The organism is Sphingomonas sp. ACRSK (genome assembly GCF_022346685.1).
GTDB lineage: Bacteria > Pseudomonadota > Alphaproteobacteria > Sphingomonadales > Sphingomonadaceae > Sphingomonas > Sphingomonas molluscorum.
Genome location: NZ_JAKRNR010000005.1, coordinates 126,588 through 144,065, shown reverse-complemented (window position 1 = coordinate 144,065; position 17,478 = coordinate 126,588). Strand labels below are relative to the sequence as shown.

Here is a 17,478-nt window from a genome sequence, read left to right as displayed (position 1 = left end):
GCCGGTTCTGACGGTGGAGCTCTCGGTTGCAGAAGCGCGGCGGATCGCGCTCACCGCGCAGGGGTTCAACGCGCGCGACCGGGACGGCGACGTCGGTTCGGCACGGGCGCGCCGGACGATCGCGAAGCTCGGCCTGCTTCAGATCGACAGCGTCAACGTCCTGGCCCGCGCGCACTATCTGCCCCTGTTCTCGCGGCTGGGCGCCTATGATCGGGCACTGCTCGACGGGATCATGGCGGAGCGCCCCAAGCGCTTCTTCGAATATTGGGGGCACGAGGCATCGCTGCTGCCGATCGACTGCCACCCGCTGCTGCGCTGGCGGATGGCGCGGGCGCGCGCCGGCAGGGGCGTATGGCGCCAACTGGAGCCGTTCGCCGGCCCGCGGCGGGCCGAGGCCGAGATGCTGCTCGCCCGCATCGCCAGCGAAGGGCCGCTCGCGGCCTCCGATCTGGCCGGCAAGGCGCGGGCCAAGGGTATGTGGGTGTGGAGCGAGGGCAAGCACGCCCTTGAATGGCTGTTCTGGGCAGGCCTGGTCGCGGCGACGCATCGGCGCGGCAATTTCGAGCGCGTCTACGATCTGCCGGAGCGCGTGCTGCCGCGTGCCATCCTCGACCAGCCTACGCCGACCGGAGCGGAGGCGCGGCGCGAACTGCTGGCGCGATCGGCGCGGGCGCTCGGTATCGCGACCGCAGGGGATCTGCGCGATTACTACCGGGTCCCCGCTGCGGACGCCCCGCAGCCGATCGCCGAGCTCGTCGAGGAGGGGACGATCGTGCCGGTGCGGGTGCGTGGCTGGCGCCAGCAGGCCTATCTCCATTGCGACGCGCGGGCGGGTCGGCGGGCGAATGGGCCGGCGCTGCTGTCTCCGTTCGATCCGCTCGTGTGGAACCGCGACCGGACCGAGCGCCTGTTCGACTTTCGCTACCGCCTCGAAATCTACACGCCCGCGCACAAGCGCGAGCATGGCTATTACGTCCTGCCGTTCCTGCTCGACGGTGCGCTGGTCGCGCGCGTCGACCTGAAGGCGGACCGCAGGAGCGGGACGCTGGTCGTGCAGCAGGCGAGCATCGAGCCGAACGCACCGGCCGCTACGCCGGAGGCGCTGGGCGGCGAACTGCAGCGGCTGGCGGGATGGTTGGGCCTCAGGGTCTCCGACCCTCCCGTGGTGTGAGCCGGCCGCTCAGTTCGGCAGCGAGCGCTGATCGACCTTTTCCACCCAGGCCGGAAAGAAGGCCGGCTGGCGCAGCGACCAGCCCGAGGCGGTGGCGGCGGCTTCGCTGATCGACTGGAGCAGCTTGCGACGCAGCTCGGGGTGGAGGTGGGGCAGTGCCGCCGACGCGCAGAAGGCGGACGGGAGCCACGGCCGCGCCTCTGCGCCCAGGAGGCGCTCATAGAGGAAGCGATAGGCGGAGAAGGAGGTGAGGCGGCCCTGGCCGAGATCGAACGCGGTCACGACCAGGAGCGGGGCCATGAAGGGTTCGACGGCTTCCAGGCCGCTGTCGTCGGGGACCAGCGCGCGGACTTCGGGCAGGCGATCGTAGAGCCGTGCCTGGGCGCGGATGCTGGCCGCCTCGACCACGTCGCGCGACCAGCGCTCCATCGCGTCCTGACGGTCGAGGCCGATATCGAGCGAGCGGCGGATGTAGCGCTGGGTCGCGGCGCTGAAGCCTGCGAACTCTTTCATCTCGGCCAGGGTCATCGCGCCTTCGGCCGGCTTCATCCTTGCGCCCATCGATCTCGCTCCCGAACGTGCTCCATCACCCGTCATTCTGCCGGGCGGCGGTTAACAGCATGCTGAACCGATCCGGCGCGTGCCAACGAACGGACCATGAAATCTGTTGCAGCGCAACAAAGGTTGCGACGAACCGAGGGGAGGGGCCTTAGCGGGCGCGGGCGCGAACTGCGGCAGCAGGAACCCAGCCGGAGAGGCAGGCGCCTTCATAGGGGCGGCGGCTGCCCACGGGACTGCTGACGCCGCACCCTTCCTGGGGTGCCGCGGCCGGCGGCACCACCACGCCCAGCCAGCGCTGGTCGATCGAGCGGGTGCAGACGAACAGCGTGCGTCCTTTCTCGATCGCGTCGATGACTGCTGCCTCTTCGAACGGCGCCGCGCGGACGGGGATGGTCGGCGCGATCACGTCGCCGCCGATGCCGCAGGCGGCGAAGCTCGGCCCCTGCTCGCCGATCCGGACTGGCCTGGTGCCAGGCGAGAGTGGTGCGCTCGTCTGCTCAGCCGCGGGGCGGAAATCCTCCTCGGGAAGCGGACTGTTGTTGCAGCCGGCGAGCAGCAGCGCGGCGAAGAACCAGGGTCGCATCGGCCTCTTCTAGACGGGATGGGCGCGGGCGGGAACGACGGCGATTCGCCGCACCGAAGGGACCTGCGCCGACGATGCCGATGCGGCAGGCACGCAGAAAAAGGCCGCGAAATCAGCCATCCCGCAGGACAGTCGGGGCCGCGACGGACCTTCCGCCGGGCAACCACCGACGCCTAAACACGCTTCGTCGGAAAAGGTTCCGTCGACGAGGTGCATGATCTTTCGCCCGTGAAAAAATCCTGCTTCACACGCTGACACGAGCTTCAACGACCTTTGGGGGGTCCATGAATTTCCGGGCTTTTGCAGCGCGTTGCGCGCTGGCGGTATCGTTTTGCCTGCTGACCACGGTTCCGGCACAGGCACGCTTCTGGCAGTGCGCCCCCTATGCCCGCGAGATTTCCGGCATCGACATCCACGGCAATGCCAACACCTGGTGGAACCAGGCCGCCGGCAAGTACGAGCGCGGCAACACCCCCAAGGAAGGCGCGGTCCTGTCGTTCGAAGCCAGCCGCCGCATGCGGATGGGACATGTCGCGATGGTCTCCAAGGTGGTGAGCGACCGCGAGGTCCTGCTGACCCACGCCAACTGGTCGCGCCGCGGCGGCATCGAGCGCGACGTGCGCGCAGTGGATGTTTCGCCCGCCGGCGACTGGAGCGAAGTGCGGGTGTGGTTCGGTCCGGTCGGCGGCCTCGGCACCTCGTCCTACGTGACCAACGGCTTCATCTATTCGGGCCGGGCGCCGCAGACCGAAACGCTCGGCACCGTCGAGATCGCCAGCGGCGGCAACAACATCGGCAAGGGCATCACCGCGCTGGTCGACTGATCGCCTGCCTACCCCCAAACAGAAGCGGCCTGTTTCCTTCGGTGGAAACGGGCCGCTTCTGATTCCAGCCCAGCGCGGCGGCGTCACGCCTTCGGGCGGAACACCATCGCGACGCCGTTCATGCAGTAGCGCTTGCCCGTGGGCTTGGGGCCGTCGTCGAACACATGGCCGAGGTGACCGGCGCAGCGGGCGCAGCGCACCTCGGTGCGTGCCATCCACAGCGACCGATCCGACCGCGTCATCACCGCGCCTCGGATCGGCGCCCAGAAGCTGGGCCAACCGGTGCCGCTCTCGAACTTGGTCGCGGAGGTGAAGAGCGGCTGGCCGCAACCGGCGCAGGCGAAGACGCCGGCGCGCTTCTCCTTGTTGAGCGGGCTCGTGTAGGCGCGCTCGGTGCCTTCCTCGCGCAGCACATGATATTGCGCGGGGGTGAGGCGGGCGCGCCACTGGGCGTCGCTGAGCTTGAACGGCGCAGGCGGCGCTGCCTCAGCGGAAACGCCGATCGCGAGCGCGGTGCCGCCCAGGCCGACCAGACCGAGCAGGCGGCGGCGATCGAGAAGGGGTTGTGTCATCAGCCGGGAAGATGGGGCGGCGGCCGCGTGGATTCCAGCCGCCCCAACTACTTAGCGGCGGAGCAGCGTGGCCCAGCGGAACTTGGGACCCGCGGACTGCAGCACGCCGCGGCGGAACAGCCGTGCGCCGATCGTGATCGTCAGCGCCACCCAGAGGACCTGCCAGCCGATCGCGAGCAGATGGGGCCAGAGCTCCGGCCGGTTCGCCGCGCGCGCGGCCATCGCGAAGGGCGAACTGAAGGGGAAGACTTCCGCGAAGGTGGCGATCCAGCTGTGCGGCTTGCCGGCGGCGGTGAGCGACAGCGCGAACATACCCATCTGGAACAGCGTCAGCGGCAGCGACAGCATCTGGATTTCGCGCGGGGTGGACGCTTGCGCGCCAATACCGAGGAACACCGCGCCGAGCAGCAGAAAGGCGGCGGCGAAATAGACGGCGAACAGCAGCGCGAAGGTCGGCAGCCCGACCGCCGGCGCGAGGCCCGCAAGCGTCGCCGCCTCGCTGCTCGGCAGGAGGGCGCCGACGTTGCCGATCAGCGTGCCCCAGAACAGCACGAACAACACCGCGACCCCGAACATGCCGATCAGCTTGCCGAGGAAGACCGCCTCCAGCGGCACGGCGGCGGCGAGCACCTCGATCACCTTGTTGGAGCGTTCCTCCGCCATGGTGCCGACCGCCTGGCTGGCGAGGATCAGCGTGACGGCGAACAGCGCGATCACGGCAAAGCCGGCCGCGGTGTTCTTGCCGCCGATCGTGCTGGTCTCCCGCGCCACCTGCTCGAAGCGCGGCTGGCTGATCGGGCCGGTGAGGCCGGCGCGGCCGTCGCGCGCGACCTGTTCGGACAGCATGGCGAGATATTTGGAGCCGCGCGAGACGGCATTGCCGTGGACGATATGCGGTTGCTCCGGCGCGCCATAGAGCACCGCCGGCACGTCGCGGTCCTGCTGGGCGAGGAGCTTGCGCGCCTGCGCTGCGGGGTCGGCATCCGGGGTCACCACCTCCAGCACGGGCGGCAGCGTCTCCTGCGAGAGGAAGCCGCGGGCGAGGCGATCGGCCGCCAGGAAGCGGGCGCCATCGGCCGGGACGGCGATGGCGTAGAGCCGCTCGCGGTCCTCGCCGCTCTCACCGACTGCGCGTGCGCCGAGGCTGCCGAGCGCGCCGAAGCTGGCGAACAGCATCGGGGCCAGCAGGAAGATCAGGAAGGTGGGGGTCAGCACAGTCGCAATGAAGTCGCGGCGGGCGATCGTCAGCGTCTGGCGCAGCATGCGGCGAAGATTGCTCATGCGGGAGTTCCTTCGGCCGCAGCCTTGCCGACGATGCGGACGAACGCGTCGTGGAGCCCCGGGCGTTCGATCGAGAGGCCGGCGATGCCGAAGCCGCCGGCGATGAGGCGGCTGAGCGTCTGCTCCACGCCCTCGTCCGGCACTGAGAAGGTCCAGCCGTCGCCCTGGCGATCGCGCCGCGCGTCCGGCGGCAGCAGCGCGGCGATGCCGTCGCCGGGGTGATGGGGCACATAATGGGCGCGCATCGGCAGCGTGCCGCGCGCCTCCGCCACCGTGCCTTCGAACCGGCGCCTGCCGCCGGCGATGATCGCCAGGCGGTCGCACAGCCGCTCGGCATGGGCCATGACGTGGGTGGAGAAGAGAATGGTGGCGCCGCGGTCCCGCTCGGCCATGACGAGCCCCTCGAGCCGCTCCTGGTTGACCGGATCGAGGCCGGAGAAGGGCTCGTCGAGGACCAGGAACTCGGGCTCGTGCACGACGGAGCCGAGGAGCTGCACGAACTGGGCCATGCCCTTGGACAGCTTGCGGATCTTGCTGTCGACCGAGTCGCCCAGGCCCGCGCGCTCCATCATCACGGCCGCACGCTTGCGACCCGTCGCCCAGTCGAGCCCGCGCAGCGCCCCCATGAAGGCGATCGCCTCGCGGGCCTTCATGCCCGGGTACAGCCCGCGCTCCTCGGGCAGATAGCCGACCCGATCGGAGGCATCGCGCGGCGCGTCGTGCCCAAGCAGGCTGCGGTGGCCCGCGTCGGGCTCGATGATGCCGAGCAGCATGCGCAGCGTCGTCGTCTTGCCAGCACCATTGGGGCCGAGCACGCCATAGACGGCGCCGGTCGGGACCTGAAGATCGATGCCGTCGACGACGCGGCGTCCGCCGAAGCGCTTGACCAATCCACTCGCAGTCAGCGCCAGGCCCGTGGCAGCAGCGTTCGACTCCATCCAACCTCCGTACGGCCGGGCGAGGTCATTCCCCCCACGCGCTGCCCTTGTTGCACACTGACGTAACGCGTGGCGCACGCAAGGGGTGCTGCGCGCCGCGTCATCGTGGTAGCGGGGCGGCGTGGACCAGCACAAGTCCCTGGAATCGCGCATCCAAGAGAAGGCGGCGGAGCTCGGTTTCGCGGCCTGCGGCTTTGCGCGCGCGGATGCCGCGCCGCAGACGGCCGCCCGGCTGCGGGAGTGGCTGGAGGCGGGCCGGCACGGCAGCATGATCTGGATGGAGGAGCGCGCCCACCACCGCGGCTCGCCCCAGGGACTGTGGCCGGAGGTGCGATCGGTGATCGCGCTGGGCATGAGCTATGCGCCGGCGCGGGATCCGCTGGCGCTCGCCGGGGTGGGGGACCGCGGGCGGATCTCGGTCTATGCGCAGGGCGCCGATTACCACGACGTGGTGAAAAAGGCGCTGAAGGCGCTCGGCCGCTGGCTTGCGAACGAAGCGGGGTGCGACCTCAAGGTGTTCGTCGATACCGCGCCGGTGATGGAGAAGCCGCTCGCCGAGGCGGCAGGGCTCGGCTGGCAGGGCAAGCACACCAACCTCCTGAGCCGGGAGCACGGCAGCTGGCTGTTCCTGGGGGCGATCTATACCACGCTGGAGCTGGCACCCGACGCGCGTCCGGGGGGAAGCTGCGGATCGTGTGACGCGTGCCAGCGGGCGTGCCCGACCGACGCCTTTCCCGCGCCCTACCAGCTCGATGCACGGCGGTGTGTGAGCTATCTGACGATCGAGCATGCGGGGCCGATCCCGGCGGCGCTGCGGCCCGGCATCGGCAATCGCATCTATGGCTGCGACGATTGCCTGGCGGTGTGCCCGTGGAACAGGTTTGCGGCGACGTCGGCGGCCAACAAGGCGTTCGTGCCCCGCGCCGAACTGGCGGCGCCGCGGCTCGCGGAGCTGATGGCGCTGGACGACCCGAGCTTCCGGCAGGTGTTCGCGGGATCGCCGATCAAGCGGATCGGGCGCGACCGGATGGTGCGCAACGTGCTGGTGGCGGCGGGGAACAGCGGCGACCCGGGATTGGCGGCGCCCGTCGCGCGGCTGCTGGACGATCCGGCGCCGGTGGTGCGGGGGGCTGCGGTCTGGGCGCTGGGGCGACTGGATCCGGAGCGCTTTGCCGGCGAGCGTGGTGCGCGGCTGGCCGGGGAAGCGGACGCGGAGGTTCGGGCGGAGTGGGGCGCCTGAGGGACGGTTCGTACTTGGCAGGCCCGTATTCCTGCGCAGGCAGGAATCCAGGGCCAAGCAGACCAGCGGCTTGCGGTGCTTGGAACCCTGGGCTCCTGCCTTCGCAGGAGCACTGTTAGAGTTTCGCAGAGGTCCCGCCTGCGCGGGGATACGAGGTGGGCGTCGTGGCAGGGGCCCTACCGCCCGCCTTCGCGGCGGACGAGGGCTGCGACGCAGCTGGCGCGGTCGATCGGGGCGCCGTTGCGCTGGCGGGCGTCGACATAGGTGACGACGGGCGTGCCGCCGCCCTTCGGGGCGTAGAGATAGGCGTCGAGCACGCAGATGTCGGAGCCGAACTGCATCTTGCGGCCGGCGCCCTCGGTCAGCTCGGCGTCGGGCTTGCCGAACAGCTTGGTGAGCGCGTTCGCCGGCTGGCCCAGGATCCGCTCCAGTCCCACGGCGCTGTAGCTGGCGCTCGGCGGGGGCGGGGGGAGGTTGCCGGGGCCGACGCTGGGCCCCGTCGCGCAGCCGCCCAGCCCCATGCCCAGCATTGCCAATCCTGCCCAACGCTTCATTTGCCTCGCCTTTCGTGGAACCAGTGGGTCGCCATGGCCGCGCCGAGCACCGGCGCGACGAAGTTGACGAACGGGATCAGGAGCAGCCCGGTGCCTGCAAACCCCAGCAGCAGGCGTCCGCCCGCGGTGGTGCGCCGCCACGCGCGCATCGACGGGGCGGGGAGGTGCCGTGCCGCCACCATGTCGCCCAGGTCGCGGCCGAGCAGCCAGCTATTGACCAGGAAGAAGGCGACGGCCGTACCCACGCCGGTCGCCAGCAGCAGGAGGTAGAGCGGCGCGAGCAGCAGGTTGACGCCGATCACCCGGCCGGCCGAGCCGATCCCCATCGCGGCACCGCGCGCGAACGGGACCGGCCGGGCGCTGGCGAGGGCGGCGGGATAGTGGCGCGCCTCGACCGCCGCGACGACGTCGTCGGCAAAGATGCCGGTCACGGCGATGGCCACGGCGCGGAACAGCAGCCAGCCGAGGCCGATGGTCGTGATCGCCGCCGCCGCGGCCGCGAGGTCGCCGACGCCGGTTCCCCAGCGGAGGCCGTCCCGCACCAGTGCGCGGGCGCCGAATGCGAACAGCGCCGCGACGACCAGGAACAGCAGCAGCGTCACCGCGAGCGACTTCGCCAGCACCGCCAGGATGCGCCGGTCGCCGAGCTGGCCGACGGAGAGGAGGAGGGCGCGGATCATGGCGGGGGAATGGGGGGCGCGTGCGCCGGCGTCAACGCGGTTGCACGCACGCACGCTGCTCTTTACCGCGAGGGCGTTTGCGGATCCCGCATTGGAGACTCACTTGACCGAACCCACCTACGACGTTGTCGCGATCGGCAACGCGATCGTCGACATTCTCGCCCAGGCCGAAGATTCGTTCCTGGAAGCAGAAGGCATGAACAAAGGCTCGATGCAGCTGGTGTTCTCGCCCGCCGAGGCCGATGCGCTTTATGCCAAGATGGGGCCGGGCCGCGAGGTTTCGGGCGGTTCCGCAGCCAACACCGTCGCCGGTATCGCGGCGCTGGGCGGCAAGTGCGGCTTCATCGGCCAGGTCGCCGACGACCAGCTCGGCAAGGTGTTCGCGCACGACGTGCAGGCGGTCGGCATCCGCTTCGATACCGCGGCGCGAGCGGGCGACCCGACCACCGCGCGCTGCCTGATCTTCGTGACGCCGGACGGCCAGCGCACGATGAACACCTTCCTGGGCGCCTCGCAGTTCCTGCCCGAGGCGGCGCTCGACCGGCAGATGATCGCCGATGCGGCGATCCTGTACCTGGAGGGGTATCTCTGGGATCCGGAGGAACCGCGCCAGGCGATGCGCGCGGCGATCGAGGTTGCGCGTGGGGCCGGCCGCAAGGTCGCCTTCACCCTGTCGGACGTGTTCTGCATATCGCGCCACGGCGACGATTTCCGCACGCTGCTGGCGGAGGGCATGATCGACATCCTGTTCGCGAACGAGAACGAACTGCTGGCGCTGGCCCAGGACGACGATTTCGAGAATGCCGTCGCCAAGGTCGCGCCGCAGGTGCCGACCCTGGTGGTGACGCGCAGCGAGCGCGGCGCGATCGCGATCGTGGACGGCGAGCGGGTCGCGGTGCCGGCCGAGCCGGTCGCGGCCGTGGTCGACACGACCGGTGCGGGCGACCTGTTCGCCGCCGGCTTCCTCCATGGCCAGGCACAGGGCAGCAGCGTCACGGACTCGCTCCGCGTGGGGGCGATCTGCGCGGCGGAGATCATCTCCCACTATGGCGCGCGCCCGAACGTCGACCTCAAGAAGCTGATCGCCGACAAGCTCCGCTGAACCCGCGGCAAACGTCGCGAAGGCAAAGAAAGGGCCGGAGGAGCGATCCTCCGGCCCTTCTTGTTGGTAGGCCTCAGCGGGTGCCGGGGACGGGAGGGTCGACCTCCTCATAGGCGGTGTGCTCGGGCACATCGACGAGCCCACGACCCAGGTGGCTCTTGCGGAAGCCATAGGCGAAGTAGAGCACCAGGCCGATCGCGCCCCAGCCCGGCAGCACCAGCTTCGCATCCGGCGGCAGGAACCAGTAGAGCACCACGCAGCCGATCATGGTGAGCGGCGCCACCACGAAGAGCAGCGGTGCGCGGAACGGGCGACGGCGGGTCGGCTCGGTCTTGCGCAGGCGCATCACCGCGATCGCCACCATGAAGAAGGCGAACAGCGTGCCGGCATTGGCGATGTCGGCGAGCTTGCCGACCGGCAGGAACGCCGCCGCAAAGGTCACGCTCAGGCCGGTGATGATGGTGATGACGTGCGGCGTCTTCCACTTCGGGTGGATCGTCGACAGCTTCTCCGGGAGGAGGCCGTCACGCGCCATCACGAAGAACATGCGCGTCTGGCCATAGATCATCACCAGGATGACCGACGGCAGCGCCAGGAAGGCGGCGAGGCCGATCAGGTTGCCGACGTTGAGGTAGCCGATCTGGCGCAGGACGTGGGCGAGCGCTTCCTTGGAGCAGGACAGCGGCTCGGCAGCAGCCGCGCTGATCGCGGCGCAGCGGGCGGCGAGCTCGGTCGAGCCCGGGGCGAGCCAGCTGCCGTCGGCCGCGGTCACCGGCTGCGAACCGATCGGCGAGCCGATCGCGCCGGCGGCCACCAGCATGTAGAAGACGGTGCAGATCGCGAGGCTTCCGATCAGGCCGATCGGCACGTTGCGCTGCGGGTTCTTGGTCTCCTCGGCCGCGGTCGAGACCGCGTCGAAGCCCACATAGGCGAAGAAGATCGACGCGGCGGCGCCGATCACGCCCGCGCCCGAGCCGTCGCCCCAGCCCTGCGGCATGAAGGGTTCGAAGTTCTCCATCTGCATGACGGGCAGCGAGAGGATGATGAAGGCGGTCAGCGCCGTCACCTTGATCGCGACCAGCACCGCATTGACCTTGGCGCTCTCGCTGGTGCCGACGACCAGCAGGCCGGTGATCAGCAGCGCGATCACGACCGCGGGCAGGTTGATGATGCCGCCGGCATAGGGGCCGGCGATGATCTCTTGCGGCAGGGTGATGCCGAACCAGCCCCCCAGCTGGCCGACGAAGTAGCCGGACCAGCCGACCGACACGGCCGAGGCCGCCACCGCATATTCGAGGATCAGCGCCCAGCCGACCATCCAGGCCAGGAGCTCCCCCATCACCGCATAGGTGTAGGTGTAGGCGGAGCCGGAGACCGGCACCATCGAGGCGAGCTCGGAATAGCAGAGCGCGGCGACGGCACAGACGGCGCCTGCGATGACGAAGGAGATCATCATGCCGGGGCCGGCTTTCTGCGCGGCCTCTGCGGTGAGCACGAAGATACCCGTGCCGATGATGGCGCCGACGCCGAGCAGGGTGAGCTGCAGCGCGCCGAGCGAGCGATGGAGCGACTTTTTCTCGGCAGTCGCTAGAATGGCGTCGAGTGGTTTGACGCGCCCGAAGATCATGCGGTTTTCCCCTGAACCGGTTCGTTTCGCAGCCGCGAAAGTGTGGAGCGTAAAGCTAAATCGAGTGCGCGCAAGGCGAATCCCTGTGGTGGCGCAGGGGCTTGCTCAACGCGCCAGCATCGGCCCGAGCGGCTGGCCGCCGAACAGATGGACGTGGAGGTGCGGCACTTCCTGCCCGCCATGGCCGCCGACGTTGGCGAGCAGGCGGTAGCCAGGCGCCACCAGCCCGTGCTCGCGCGCGACATGGCCGACCGCGCGGACGAAGCCAGCGATCTCGGCATCGGGTGCGCGGGCGCTGAAATCGTCCCAGGAGACATAGGCGCCCTTGGGGATCACCAGCACATGGGTAGGCGCCTGCGGGGAAATGTCGTGAAAGGCGAGGGCGAAATCGTCCTCATAGACCCGCTTGGCCGGGATCTCGCCGCGCAGGATCCGCGCGAAGATGTTGCTGTCGTCGTAGGGAAGCGTGGCGTCGATCGGCATGGGAGCGGTCCTTTGCGCGTCAGCGGGGGCGGGCGGCCTTTTCGGCGATCCCCGACAGGCCTTCGCGCCGGTGGAGTTCGGCGCGCACGTCGTCGAGCGACAGGCCGGCGTCGGCGAGCAGCACCAGCAGGTGGAAGAGGAGGTCGGCGGACTCGGACACCAGTCCCTCGCGATCGTCGGCGATGGCCGCGATCACCGTCTCCACCGCCTCCTCGCCAACCTTCTGGGCGATCTTGGCACGGCCGCGGCTGTGGAGCTTGGCGACATAGGAGGTCGCGGGATCGCCGCCCAGACGGGTGCGGATCACGGCCTGAAGCTGGTCGAGCGGGTCGGTGTCTGCCATCGCGCCCGCTTTCCCGTGCGCCGCGCCCAAGTCAATCCCGCGGCGGCCTGCGACGCGCGCGCAGGGCGCGCCGGGCAATCCAGAGGCCGGCGGCGGCGACGAGGAACAGCGCCACGTCGGAGGGCGCGAAGCCGGTGCGCTCTGCCGCGACGCCGGTGTGGGCGGCAAGGGCAGGCAGGGGCATGAGGAGGAGCGGGGCGAAGCGCATGGGCGTTGTGTAAAGTAGAAGGCGACGGAGCAGAAGTGCCTCCCCCTGCTTCTTCCCTATACCCCGGCGAAGGCCGGGGCCCAGTCGGGTGTCGGTCGAGAGGGGACGCGACACTCGGAAGTCCTCGCAACTGAGCCCCGGCCTTCGCCGGGGTGCGGGTCGCTTGAGGAAACTCTTGCGTGCTCCTTCCGGGGCGGCGAGCGGGGTGATGCGACCCGCCGCTCGCGACGCTAGTCTCGCCTGCGCCTCAGTGCACGCCGCGCACGGCAACGCCGGCAGCGGCAAGAGCTGCTCGCGCGTCGGCGATGCTGGCTTCGCCGAAGTGGAAGATCGAGGCGGCGAGCACAGCGCTGGCATGGCCTTCGACCACGCCGGCCACCAGGTCGTCCAGCTTGCCGACGCCGCCGGACGCCACCACCGGCACGTCGCTTGCGTCGGCAATCGCGCGGGTGAGCGCGAGGTCGTAGCCGTCGCGGGTGCCGTCGCGGTCCATCGAGGTCACCAGCAACTCGCCCGCGCCGAGGCCGGCCAGGCGGGCGGCGTGCTCCAGCGCGTCGATGCCAGTCGCGCGGCGGCCGCCGTGGGTGAAGACTTCCCAGCGGCCGGGCTCGACCTGACGCGCGTCGATCGAGGCGGTGACGCACTGGCTGCCGAACCGGTCGGCGATCTCGGCCACCACTTCGGGGCGGGCGACGGCGGCGGAATTGACCGCGACCTTGTCCGCGCCTGCCAGCAGCAGCGCGCGGGCGTCGGCGGCCGAGCGGACGCCGCCGCCGACGGTCAGCGGCATGAAGCACACCTCGGCGGTGCGGCGCACCACGTCGACGATGGTGTCGCGGCCCTCGTGGCTGGCGCCGATGTCGAGGAAGCAGAGTTCGTCGGCGCCGGCGAGGTCATAGGCGCGTGCCTGCTCGACCGGGTCGCCGGCATCGCGCAGGTCGACGAAGTTGACGCCCTTCACCACCCGCCCGGCGTGGACGTCGAGGCAGGGGATGATGCGGACGCGGACGCTCATGCGGCGACCCGCAGCGCCTCGGCGAGGTCGAGGCGGCCGTCGTAGAGCGCGCGGCCGGTGATGACGCCCTCGATACCCGGCTTGCCGCGCAGCTGGTGGATGTCCTCGATGCCGGCGACGCCGCCGCTGGCGATGACCGGGATGCCGACTTCCGCGGCGAGTGCGGCGGTGGCGGCGACGTTGCAGCCCTTGAGCAGCCCGTCGCGACCGACGTCGGTGAAGAGCAGCGCGGCGACACCGGCGTCCTCGAAGCGGCGGGCGAGGTCGGCGACGGTGACGGTCGACACGTCGGCCCAGCCGCGGGTCGCGACCAGCCCGTCGCGCGCGTCGACCGCGACGACAATGCGGCCGGGCAGCGCGCGGGCGGCGTCGCGGACCAGCTCCGGGTTCTCCAGCGCAGCGGTGCCGATGACGACGCGGGCGACGCCGAGTTCGAGCCAACCATCGATCGCGGCGCGGGTGCGGATGCCGCCGCCCAACTGCACGCGGCCGGGAAAGGCGCGCACGACGCTCGCGACGGCATCGCCGTTGACCGAGTCACCGGCAAAGGCGCCGTCGAGGTCGACGACGTGGAGGTGGTCGGCGCCCGCTTCGGCAAAGGCGCGGGCCTGCGCGGCGGGATCGTCGCCGTAGACGGTGGCGCGGTCCATGTCGCCTTCGGCCAGCCGGACGACCTGGCCGCGCTTGAGATCGATCGCGGGGAAGACGATCAGCCGGTCGGTCACGGTTGCCATGCGAGGAATCTCTCCAGCAGCGCGATGCCGTAGCGCTGGCTCTTTTCGGGGTGGAACTGGACGCCGAGCAGATTGTCGCGGCCGATCGCCGCGGTCACCGGCTGCCCATGGGTGGTGGTGGCGACGACGCCGTCGCCTTCGAAGGCGTAGCTGTGCAGGAAATAGGCTTCGCCGGGCTGGACGATCGGATGGTCGCCCAGGGGCACCACGTCGTTCCAGCCCATGTGCGGCACGCGCGCTTCCGGGGAAGCATCCAGCTTGCGGACGGTGCCGGGAAGCCAGCCGAGGCCGGCGTGGGTGCCAAACTCCTCGCCTTGGCTCGCCATCAGCTGCATGCCGACGCACACGCCCAGGAACGGCACGCCGCCACGCAGCGCGCGCTCTTCCATCGCCTCGATCATGCCGGGAACGGCCGCGAGCCCGTCAATGCAGGCGCGAAAGGCGCCAACGCCGGGCAGGACAATGCGGTCGGCGCGGCGCACGGCGTCGGCATCGGCGGTGATCGCCATGTCGGCGACGCCGGCGGCCTTCAGCGCATTGGCAACCGAGTGGAGGTTGCCCGCGCCATAGTCGATCAGCGCCAGCGTCATGCGAGCAGCGCGCCGATCTCGGCGCTGGCGATGGCGGCGGTGAAGCCGACGACTTCGAGCGTGGCCGCGCCCTCGAGGATGTACGGATCGGTGCGGGCGATCGCCTCGACGGCCTCGGCGTCACCGCGGTACAGCATCACGCCGCCCGTGGCCGACGCGCGGCGGCCGGCGAGCAGTACCTCGCCCGCGTCGATGCGCGCGCTGATCCACTCCAGGTGGCGCGGGCGCAGCGCGTCGATCTCGGCGATTGGCTTCACATAGCTGAGCAGCGCGAGGCTCAGCGGTTGGTTGGGGCGGGCGACGCTCACAGGACACCCTTGGTCGACGGCACGGCGTCGGCCTTGCGTGGGTCGATCTCGGTCGCGGTGCGAAGCGCCCGCGCCAGCCCCTTGAAGATGCTCTCGGCGATGTGGTGGTTGTTGGTGCCGTAGAGCGTCTCGACGTGGAGCGTGATGCCGGCCGCCTGCGCGAAGCTGTGGCAGAAATGCTCGAACATCTCGGTATCCATGGTGCCGAGCTGCGCCTGGGTGAAGCGCGACTTCCACACCAGCCAGGGGCGGCCGGAGATGTCGAGCGCGACTCGGGTCAGCGTCTCGTCCATCGGCGACAGCGCCTCGCCATAACGGCGGATGCCGCGCTTGTCGCCGAGCGCCTGGGCAAAGGCCTGGCCGATGGCGATGCCGGTGTCCTCGACGGTGTGGTGCGCATCGATGTGCAGATCGCCCTTCGTCCGGACGGTCAGGTCGATCAGCGAATGCCGCGAGAGCTGCTCGAGCATGTGATCGAAGAAGCCGACCCCGGTTTGAACGTCATAGACGCCGGTGCCGTCCAGGTTGACGGTCACCTCGATCGAGGTTTCGCTGGTCGAGCGGGTGATGGTGCCAGTGCGCATGATCGTCCCCATAGCGCCGCCCGTCGCGCAAGCAACGCAACGAATCTTGACCGCACCCGAAACCCCGCTACCCAAGGCGCATGAACGCTCAAGTGCCCGACAGCCTGATCCCCTATGACGAGATCGTGCAGGATGCCCTGCGCGCCGTCGTCGGCCGCGTGCTGGGGCAAGTCGCCTCCAACGGCGGCCTGCCGGGCGACCATCATTTCTACATCACCTTCAAGACGCAGGCAGCCGGGGTCGACATCCCCAAGCGGCTGGTCGAGCGCTTCCCGGACGAGATGACGATCGTCATCCAGCACCGCTTCTGGGACCTGACGGTGGATGCGTCGCGCTTCTCGGTGGGGCTGAGCTTCAACCAGATCCCGTCGACGCTGATCATTCCGTTCTCTGCGATCACCGGTTTCCACGATCCGGCGGTCAATTTCGAGCTGCGCTTCCAGGCGGCCGAAGGCCCGGACGGCGGCCCGGAGCCGCACGATCCGGCCGAGAACGACGGCCCGCAGGCGAAGCCGGTCGAGGACGGGTCGAACGTCGTCGCCGTGGACTTCAAGCGCAAGAAGTAAGCCGTTGGTATGCGGCCGGTGCAACAAGCCGGCCGCTCCCAGCGTTGTCGGACCATGAGCACCGACAGCACGCGCACCGAAACCGACTCGATCGGCGCGATCGAGGTCCCCGCAACCGCCTATTGGGGCGCCCAGACCCAGCGATCGATCGAGAACTTCCCGTTCGGATCGACCGAGCGTATGCCGATCGGCATCGTCCATGCCCAGGCGATCGTGAAGCAGGCGGCGGCGCGGGTGAACCGCAAGCACGGCCTGGACGCGAAGATCGTCGACGCGATCGAGGCGGCAGCGCAGGAGATCGTCGCCGGCAAGCTCGACGACCAGTTCCCGCTGGTGATCTGGCAGACCGGCAGCGGCACCCAGACCAACATGAACGTGAACGAGGTGATCGCCGGCCGCGCCAACGAGGTGCTGAGCGGCACCCGCGGCGGCAAGTCGCCGGTCCACCCGAACGACCACGTCAATATGAGCCAATCGTCCAACGACAGCTTCCCGACCGCACTCCACGTCGCGACCGCGATCGCCACCCGCGATGCGCTGCTGCCCGCACTCGACCGGCTGACCGCCTCGCTCGCCGCCAAGGCGGAGGCGTGGGATCATATCGTCAAGATCGGCCGCACCCACACCCAGGACGCGACGCCACTGACCCTGGGGCAGGAATTCTCGGGCTATGCGGCGCAGCTGGTGAGCTGCAAGGCGCGGATCGAGGGCGCGCTGAACGGCAACATCCGCAAGCTGGCGATCGGCGGCACGGCGGTCGGCACCGGCCTGAACGCGCCCGAGGGCTGGGCTGAGGACATGACCGCCGCGATCAGCGACATCGCCGGCACGCAGTTCGAGAGTGCGCCGAACAAGTTCGAGCAGCTGGCGGCCAAGGACGGGCTGGTGTTCTTCTCAGGCGCGCTCAACACGCTGGCGGTGGCGCTCAACAAGATCGCCAACGACATCCGCTTCCTGGGCTCGGGGCCGCGTTCGGGGCTGGGCGAGCTGTCGCTGCCGGCCAATGAGCCGGGCAGCTCGATCATGCCGGGCAAGGTGAACCCGACCCAGGCCGAGTCGCTGACGATGGTCGCGGCGCAGGTGATCGGCAATCACCAGGCGGTGACCGTCGGCGGCATGCAGGGGCATTTCGAGCTGAACGTGTTCATGCCGCTGATCGGCGCGAACGTGCTGCGTTCGATCCACCTGCTCGCCACCGGCATGACGAGCTTCGCCGAGCGCTGCGTCGACGGGACGGTGGCGAACGAGCAGCAGATCGCCGACCTGGTCGGCCGCTCGCTGATGCTGGTGACCGCGCTGGCGCCCGTGATCGGCTATGACAATTCGGCCAAGATTGCCAAATATGCGCATGAGAAGGGCCTGACGCTGAAGGAGGCGGGACTGGAGCTGGGCTTGGTGGATGAGGCGACGTTCGACCAGTACGTCCGGCCGGAGACGATGGTCGGGCGGTAGGGCTGGGTTCCTGCACTGAGCAGCCGGTCGTTCCCCCACTTCCGTTGGCCTCGAGTAGGGAT

General features: G+C 69.9%; 22 protein-coding genes. 6 read left to right on the top strand and 16 right to left on the bottom strand.

Features of this window, described 5'->3' with window-relative positions; genetic code table 11:
* Nucleotides 1-13 precede the first annotated feature (13 nt).
* Nucleotides 14-1,171, top strand: coding sequence for a winged helix-turn-helix domain-containing protein (locus MHZ35_RS04590; protein WP_239434575.1), 1,158 nt, complete (start codon nucleotides 14-16; stop codon nucleotides 1,169-1,171).
* Between the two features lie 9 nt (nucleotides 1,172-1,180).
* Here the strand turns inward: MHZ35_RS04590 and MHZ35_RS04585 are convergent, their stop codons facing one another.
* Both MHZ35_RS04585 and MHZ35_RS04580 read right to left on the bottom strand, forming a co-directional pair.
* Nucleotides 1,181-1,732 carry a hypothetical protein gene (locus MHZ35_RS04585; protein ID WP_239434574.1) on the bottom strand — a complete coding sequence of 184 codons (552 nt, stop codon included), beginning with the start codon at nucleotides 1,730-1,732 and terminating at the stop codon, nucleotides 1,181-1,183.
* Between the two features lie 148 nt (nucleotides 1,733-1,880).
* Complete coding sequence (locus tag MHZ35_RS04580) at nucleotides 1,881-2,315, bottom strand: hypothetical protein (RefSeq protein ID WP_239434573.1); 435 nt, start codon at nucleotides 2,313-2,315, stop codon at nucleotides 1,881-1,883.
* A 284-nt stretch (nucleotides 2,316-2,599) separates the two neighbouring features.
* Here MHZ35_RS04580 and MHZ35_RS04575 point away from each other — a divergent pair, with 284 nt between their 5' ends.
* Nucleotides 2,600-3,139, top strand: coding sequence for a CHAP domain-containing protein (locus MHZ35_RS04575; RefSeq protein ID WP_239434572.1), 540 nt, complete (start codon nucleotides 2,600-2,602; stop codon nucleotides 3,137-3,139).
* 83 nt (nucleotides 3,140-3,222) lie between these two features.
* Here the strand turns inward: MHZ35_RS04575 and msrB are convergent, their stop codons facing one another.
* The 3 genes from msrB to MHZ35_RS04560 are packed head-to-tail and all read right to left on the bottom strand — an operon-like array spanning nucleotide 3,223 to nucleotide 5,930.
* A complete protein-coding gene (gene msrB, locus MHZ35_RS04570; RefSeq protein ID WP_239434571.1) occupies nucleotides 3,223-3,711 on the bottom strand; it encodes a peptide-methionine (R)-S-oxide reductase MsrB in 489 nt (162 codons plus the stop codon).
* Nucleotides 3,712-3,762: 51 nt separating this feature from the next.
* Nucleotides 3,763-4,992 (bottom strand): ABC transporter permease, encoded by a 1,230-nt coding sequence (locus MHZ35_RS04565; protein ID WP_239434570.1) that lies wholly within the window; start codon nucleotides 4,990-4,992, stop codon nucleotides 3,763-3,765.
* The gene (locus MHZ35_RS04560) at nucleotides 4,989-5,930 is read right to left on the bottom strand and encodes an ABC transporter ATP-binding protein (protein ID WP_239434569.1); all 942 of its coding nucleotides are present in this window, start codon (nucleotides 5,928-5,930) and stop codon (nucleotides 4,989-4,991) included. Before MHZ35_RS04560 ends, MHZ35_RS04565 begins: the two co-directional genes overlap by 4 nt.
* Nucleotides 5,931-6,051: 121 nt before the next feature.
* On the opposite strand from MHZ35_RS04560, the gene queG reads away from it, so the two are divergent.
* Nucleotides 6,052-7,170, top strand: coding sequence for a tRNA epoxyqueuosine(34) reductase QueG (queG, locus tag MHZ35_RS04555; RefSeq protein WP_239434568.1), 1,119 nt, complete (start codon nucleotides 6,052-6,054; stop codon nucleotides 7,168-7,170).
* A 176-nt stretch (nucleotides 7,171-7,346) separates the two neighbouring features.
* On the opposite strand, the gene MHZ35_RS04550 is transcribed toward queG, so the two are convergent.
* The gene (locus MHZ35_RS04550) at nucleotides 7,347-7,724 is read right to left on the bottom strand and encodes a hypothetical protein (protein WP_239434567.1); all 378 of its coding nucleotides are present in this window, start codon (nucleotides 7,722-7,724) and stop codon (nucleotides 7,347-7,349) included.
* Nucleotides 7,721-8,404: an EI24 domain-containing protein gene (locus MHZ35_RS04545; RefSeq protein WP_239434566.1), complete on the bottom strand. Its 684-nt coding sequence runs from the start codon at nucleotides 8,402-8,404 to the stop codon at nucleotides 7,721-7,723. Before MHZ35_RS04545 ends, MHZ35_RS04550 begins: the two co-directional genes overlap by 4 nt.
* A gap of 103 nt (nucleotides 8,405-8,507) precedes the next feature.
* On the opposite strand from MHZ35_RS04545, the gene MHZ35_RS04540 reads away from it, so the two are divergent.
* Nucleotides 8,508-9,506, top strand: coding sequence for an adenosine kinase (locus MHZ35_RS04540; RefSeq protein WP_239434565.1), 999 nt, complete (start codon nucleotides 8,508-8,510; stop codon nucleotides 9,504-9,506).
* A 73-nt stretch (nucleotides 9,507-9,579) separates the two neighbouring features.
* On the opposite strand, the gene MHZ35_RS04535 is transcribed toward MHZ35_RS04540, so the two are convergent.
* The 9 genes from MHZ35_RS04535 to hisB all read right to left on the bottom strand — a co-directional run bounded on the left by MHZ35_RS04535 (nucleotide 9,580) and on the right by hisB (nucleotide 15,398).
* Nucleotides 9,580-11,133, bottom strand: a complete 1,554-nt coding sequence (locus MHZ35_RS04535) for an amino acid permease (protein ID WP_239434564.1) — start codon at nucleotides 11,131-11,133, stop codon at nucleotides 9,580-9,582.
* A 105-nt stretch (nucleotides 11,134-11,238) separates the two neighbouring features.
* Nucleotides 11,239-11,616: a histidine triad nucleotide-binding protein gene (locus MHZ35_RS04530; RefSeq protein WP_239434563.1), complete on the bottom strand. Its 378-nt coding sequence runs from the start codon at nucleotides 11,614-11,616 to the stop codon at nucleotides 11,239-11,241.
* A gap of 19 nt (nucleotides 11,617-11,635) precedes the next feature.
* Nucleotides 11,636-11,959: a phosphoribosyl-ATP diphosphatase gene (locus MHZ35_RS04525; protein ID WP_129340266.1), complete on the bottom strand. Its 324-nt coding sequence runs from the start codon at nucleotides 11,957-11,959 to the stop codon at nucleotides 11,636-11,638.
* Nucleotides 11,960-11,990: 31 nt separating this feature from the next.
* Nucleotides 11,991-12,143, bottom strand: a complete 153-nt coding sequence (locus tag MHZ35_RS04520; RefSeq protein WP_239434562.1) for a hypothetical protein — start codon at nucleotides 12,141-12,143, stop codon at nucleotides 11,991-11,993.
* 271 nt (nucleotides 12,144-12,414) lie between these two features.
* Nucleotides 12,415-13,182, bottom strand: a complete 768-nt coding sequence (gene hisF / locus MHZ35_RS04515; protein ID WP_239434561.1) for an imidazole glycerol phosphate synthase subunit HisF — start codon at nucleotides 13,180-13,182, stop codon at nucleotides 12,415-12,417.
* Nucleotides 13,179-13,916, bottom strand: a complete 738-nt coding sequence (gene hisA / locus MHZ35_RS04510; protein WP_239434560.1) for a 1-(5-phosphoribosyl)-5-[(5-phosphoribosylamino)methylideneamino]imidazole-4-carboxamide isomerase — start codon at nucleotides 13,914-13,916, stop codon at nucleotides 13,179-13,181. Before hisA ends, hisF begins: the two co-directional genes overlap by 4 nt.
* Nucleotides 13,904-14,506 (bottom strand): imidazole glycerol phosphate synthase subunit HisH, encoded by a 603-nt coding sequence (hisH, locus tag MHZ35_RS04505; protein ID WP_239434559.1) that lies wholly within the window; start codon nucleotides 14,504-14,506, stop codon nucleotides 13,904-13,906. Before hisH ends, hisA begins: the two co-directional genes overlap by 13 nt.
* The gene (locus MHZ35_RS04500; RefSeq protein WP_239434558.1) at nucleotides 14,503-14,814 is read right to left on the bottom strand and encodes a YciI family protein; all 312 of its coding nucleotides are present in this window, start codon (nucleotides 14,812-14,814) and stop codon (nucleotides 14,503-14,505) included. The genes hisH and MHZ35_RS04500 overlap by 4 nt, the downstream gene beginning before the upstream one ends.
* On the bottom strand, nucleotides 14,811-15,398 hold the full coding sequence (hisB, locus tag MHZ35_RS04495; RefSeq protein WP_239434557.1) for an imidazoleglycerol-phosphate dehydratase HisB: 588 nt from the start codon (nucleotides 15,396-15,398) through the stop codon (nucleotides 14,811-14,813). The genes MHZ35_RS04500 and hisB overlap by 4 nt, the downstream gene beginning before the upstream one ends.
* A gap of 80 nt (nucleotides 15,399-15,478) precedes the next feature.
* On the opposite strand from hisB, the gene MHZ35_RS04490 reads away from it, so the two are divergent.
* Entirely contained in the window at nucleotides 15,479-15,964 is a 486-nt protein-coding gene (locus MHZ35_RS04490; protein WP_125959854.1) for an SspB family protein, read from the top strand.
* 54 nt (nucleotides 15,965-16,018) lie between these two features.
* Nucleotides 16,019-17,416 carry a class II fumarate hydratase gene (fumC, locus tag MHZ35_RS04485; RefSeq protein WP_239434556.1) on the top strand — a complete coding sequence of 466 codons (1,398 nt, stop codon included), beginning with the start codon at nucleotides 16,019-16,021 and terminating at the stop codon, nucleotides 17,414-17,416.
* Nucleotides 17,417-17,478 lie beyond the last annotated feature (62 nt).

Bases quoted from the DNA above. Each gene is read 5' to 3' on its own strand.
- MHZ35_RS04585 (WP_239434574.1), bottom strand. From the start codon at position 1,732: ATGGGCGCAAGGATGAAGCCGGCCGAAGGCGCGATGACCCTGGCCGAG.
- MHZ35_RS04580 (WP_239434573.1), bottom strand. From the start codon at position 2,315: ATGCGACCCTGGTTCTTCGCCGCGCTGCTGCTCGCCGGCTGCAACAAC.
- MHZ35_RS04575 (WP_239434572.1), top strand. From the start codon at position 2,600: ATGAATTTCCGGGCTTTTGCAGCGCGTTGCGCGCTGGCGGTATCGTTT.
- msrB (WP_239434571.1), bottom strand. From the start codon at position 3,711: ATGACACAACCCCTTCTCGATCGCCGCCGCCTGCTCGGTCTGGTCGGC.
- MHZ35_RS04565 (WP_239434570.1), bottom strand. From the start codon at position 4,992: ATGAGCAATCTTCGCCGCATGCTGCGCCAGACGCTGACGATCGCCCGC.
- MHZ35_RS04560 (WP_239434569.1), bottom strand. From the start codon at position 5,930: ATGGAGTCGAACGCTGCTGCCACGGGCCTGGCGCTGACTGCGAGTGGA.
- MHZ35_RS04550 (WP_239434567.1), bottom strand. From the start codon at position 7,724: ATGAAGCGTTGGGCAGGATTGGCAATGCTGGGCATGGGGCTGGGCGGC.
- MHZ35_RS04545 (WP_239434566.1), bottom strand. From the start codon at position 8,404: ATGATCCGCGCCCTCCTCCTCTCCGTCGGCCAGCTCGGCGACCGGCGC.
- MHZ35_RS04535 (WP_239434564.1), bottom strand. From the start codon at position 11,133: ATGATCTTCGGGCGCGTCAAACCACTCGACGCCATTCTAGCGACTGCC.
- MHZ35_RS04530 (WP_239434563.1), bottom strand. From the start codon at position 11,616: ATGCCGATCGACGCCACGCTTCCCTACGACGACAGCAACATCTTCGCG.
- MHZ35_RS04525 (WP_129340266.1), bottom strand. From the start codon at position 11,959: ATGGCAGACACCGACCCGCTCGACCAGCTTCAGGCCGTGATCCGCACC.
- MHZ35_RS04520 (WP_239434562.1), bottom strand. From the start codon at position 12,143: ATGCCCCTGCCTGCCCTTGCCGCCCACACCGGCGTCGCGGCAGAGCGC.
- hisF (WP_239434561.1), bottom strand. From the start codon at position 13,182: ATGAGCGTCCGCGTCCGCATCATCCCCTGCCTCGACGTCCACGCCGGG.
- hisA (WP_239434560.1), bottom strand. From the start codon at position 13,916: ATGGCAACCGTGACCGACCGGCTGATCGTCTTCCCCGCGATCGATCTC.
- hisH (WP_239434559.1), bottom strand. From the start codon at position 14,506: ATGACGCTGGCGCTGATCGACTATGGCGCGGGCAACCTCCACTCGGTT.
- hisB (WP_239434557.1), bottom strand. From the start codon at position 15,398: ATGCGCACTGGCACCATCACCCGCTCGACCAGCGAAACCTCGATCGAG.
- MHZ35_RS04490 (WP_125959854.1), top strand. From the start codon at position 15,479: ATGAACGCTCAAGTGCCCGACAGCCTGATCCCCTATGACGAGATCGTG.
- fumC (WP_239434556.1), top strand. From the start codon at position 16,019: ATGAGCACCGACAGCACGCGCACCGAAACCGACTCGATCGGCGCGATC.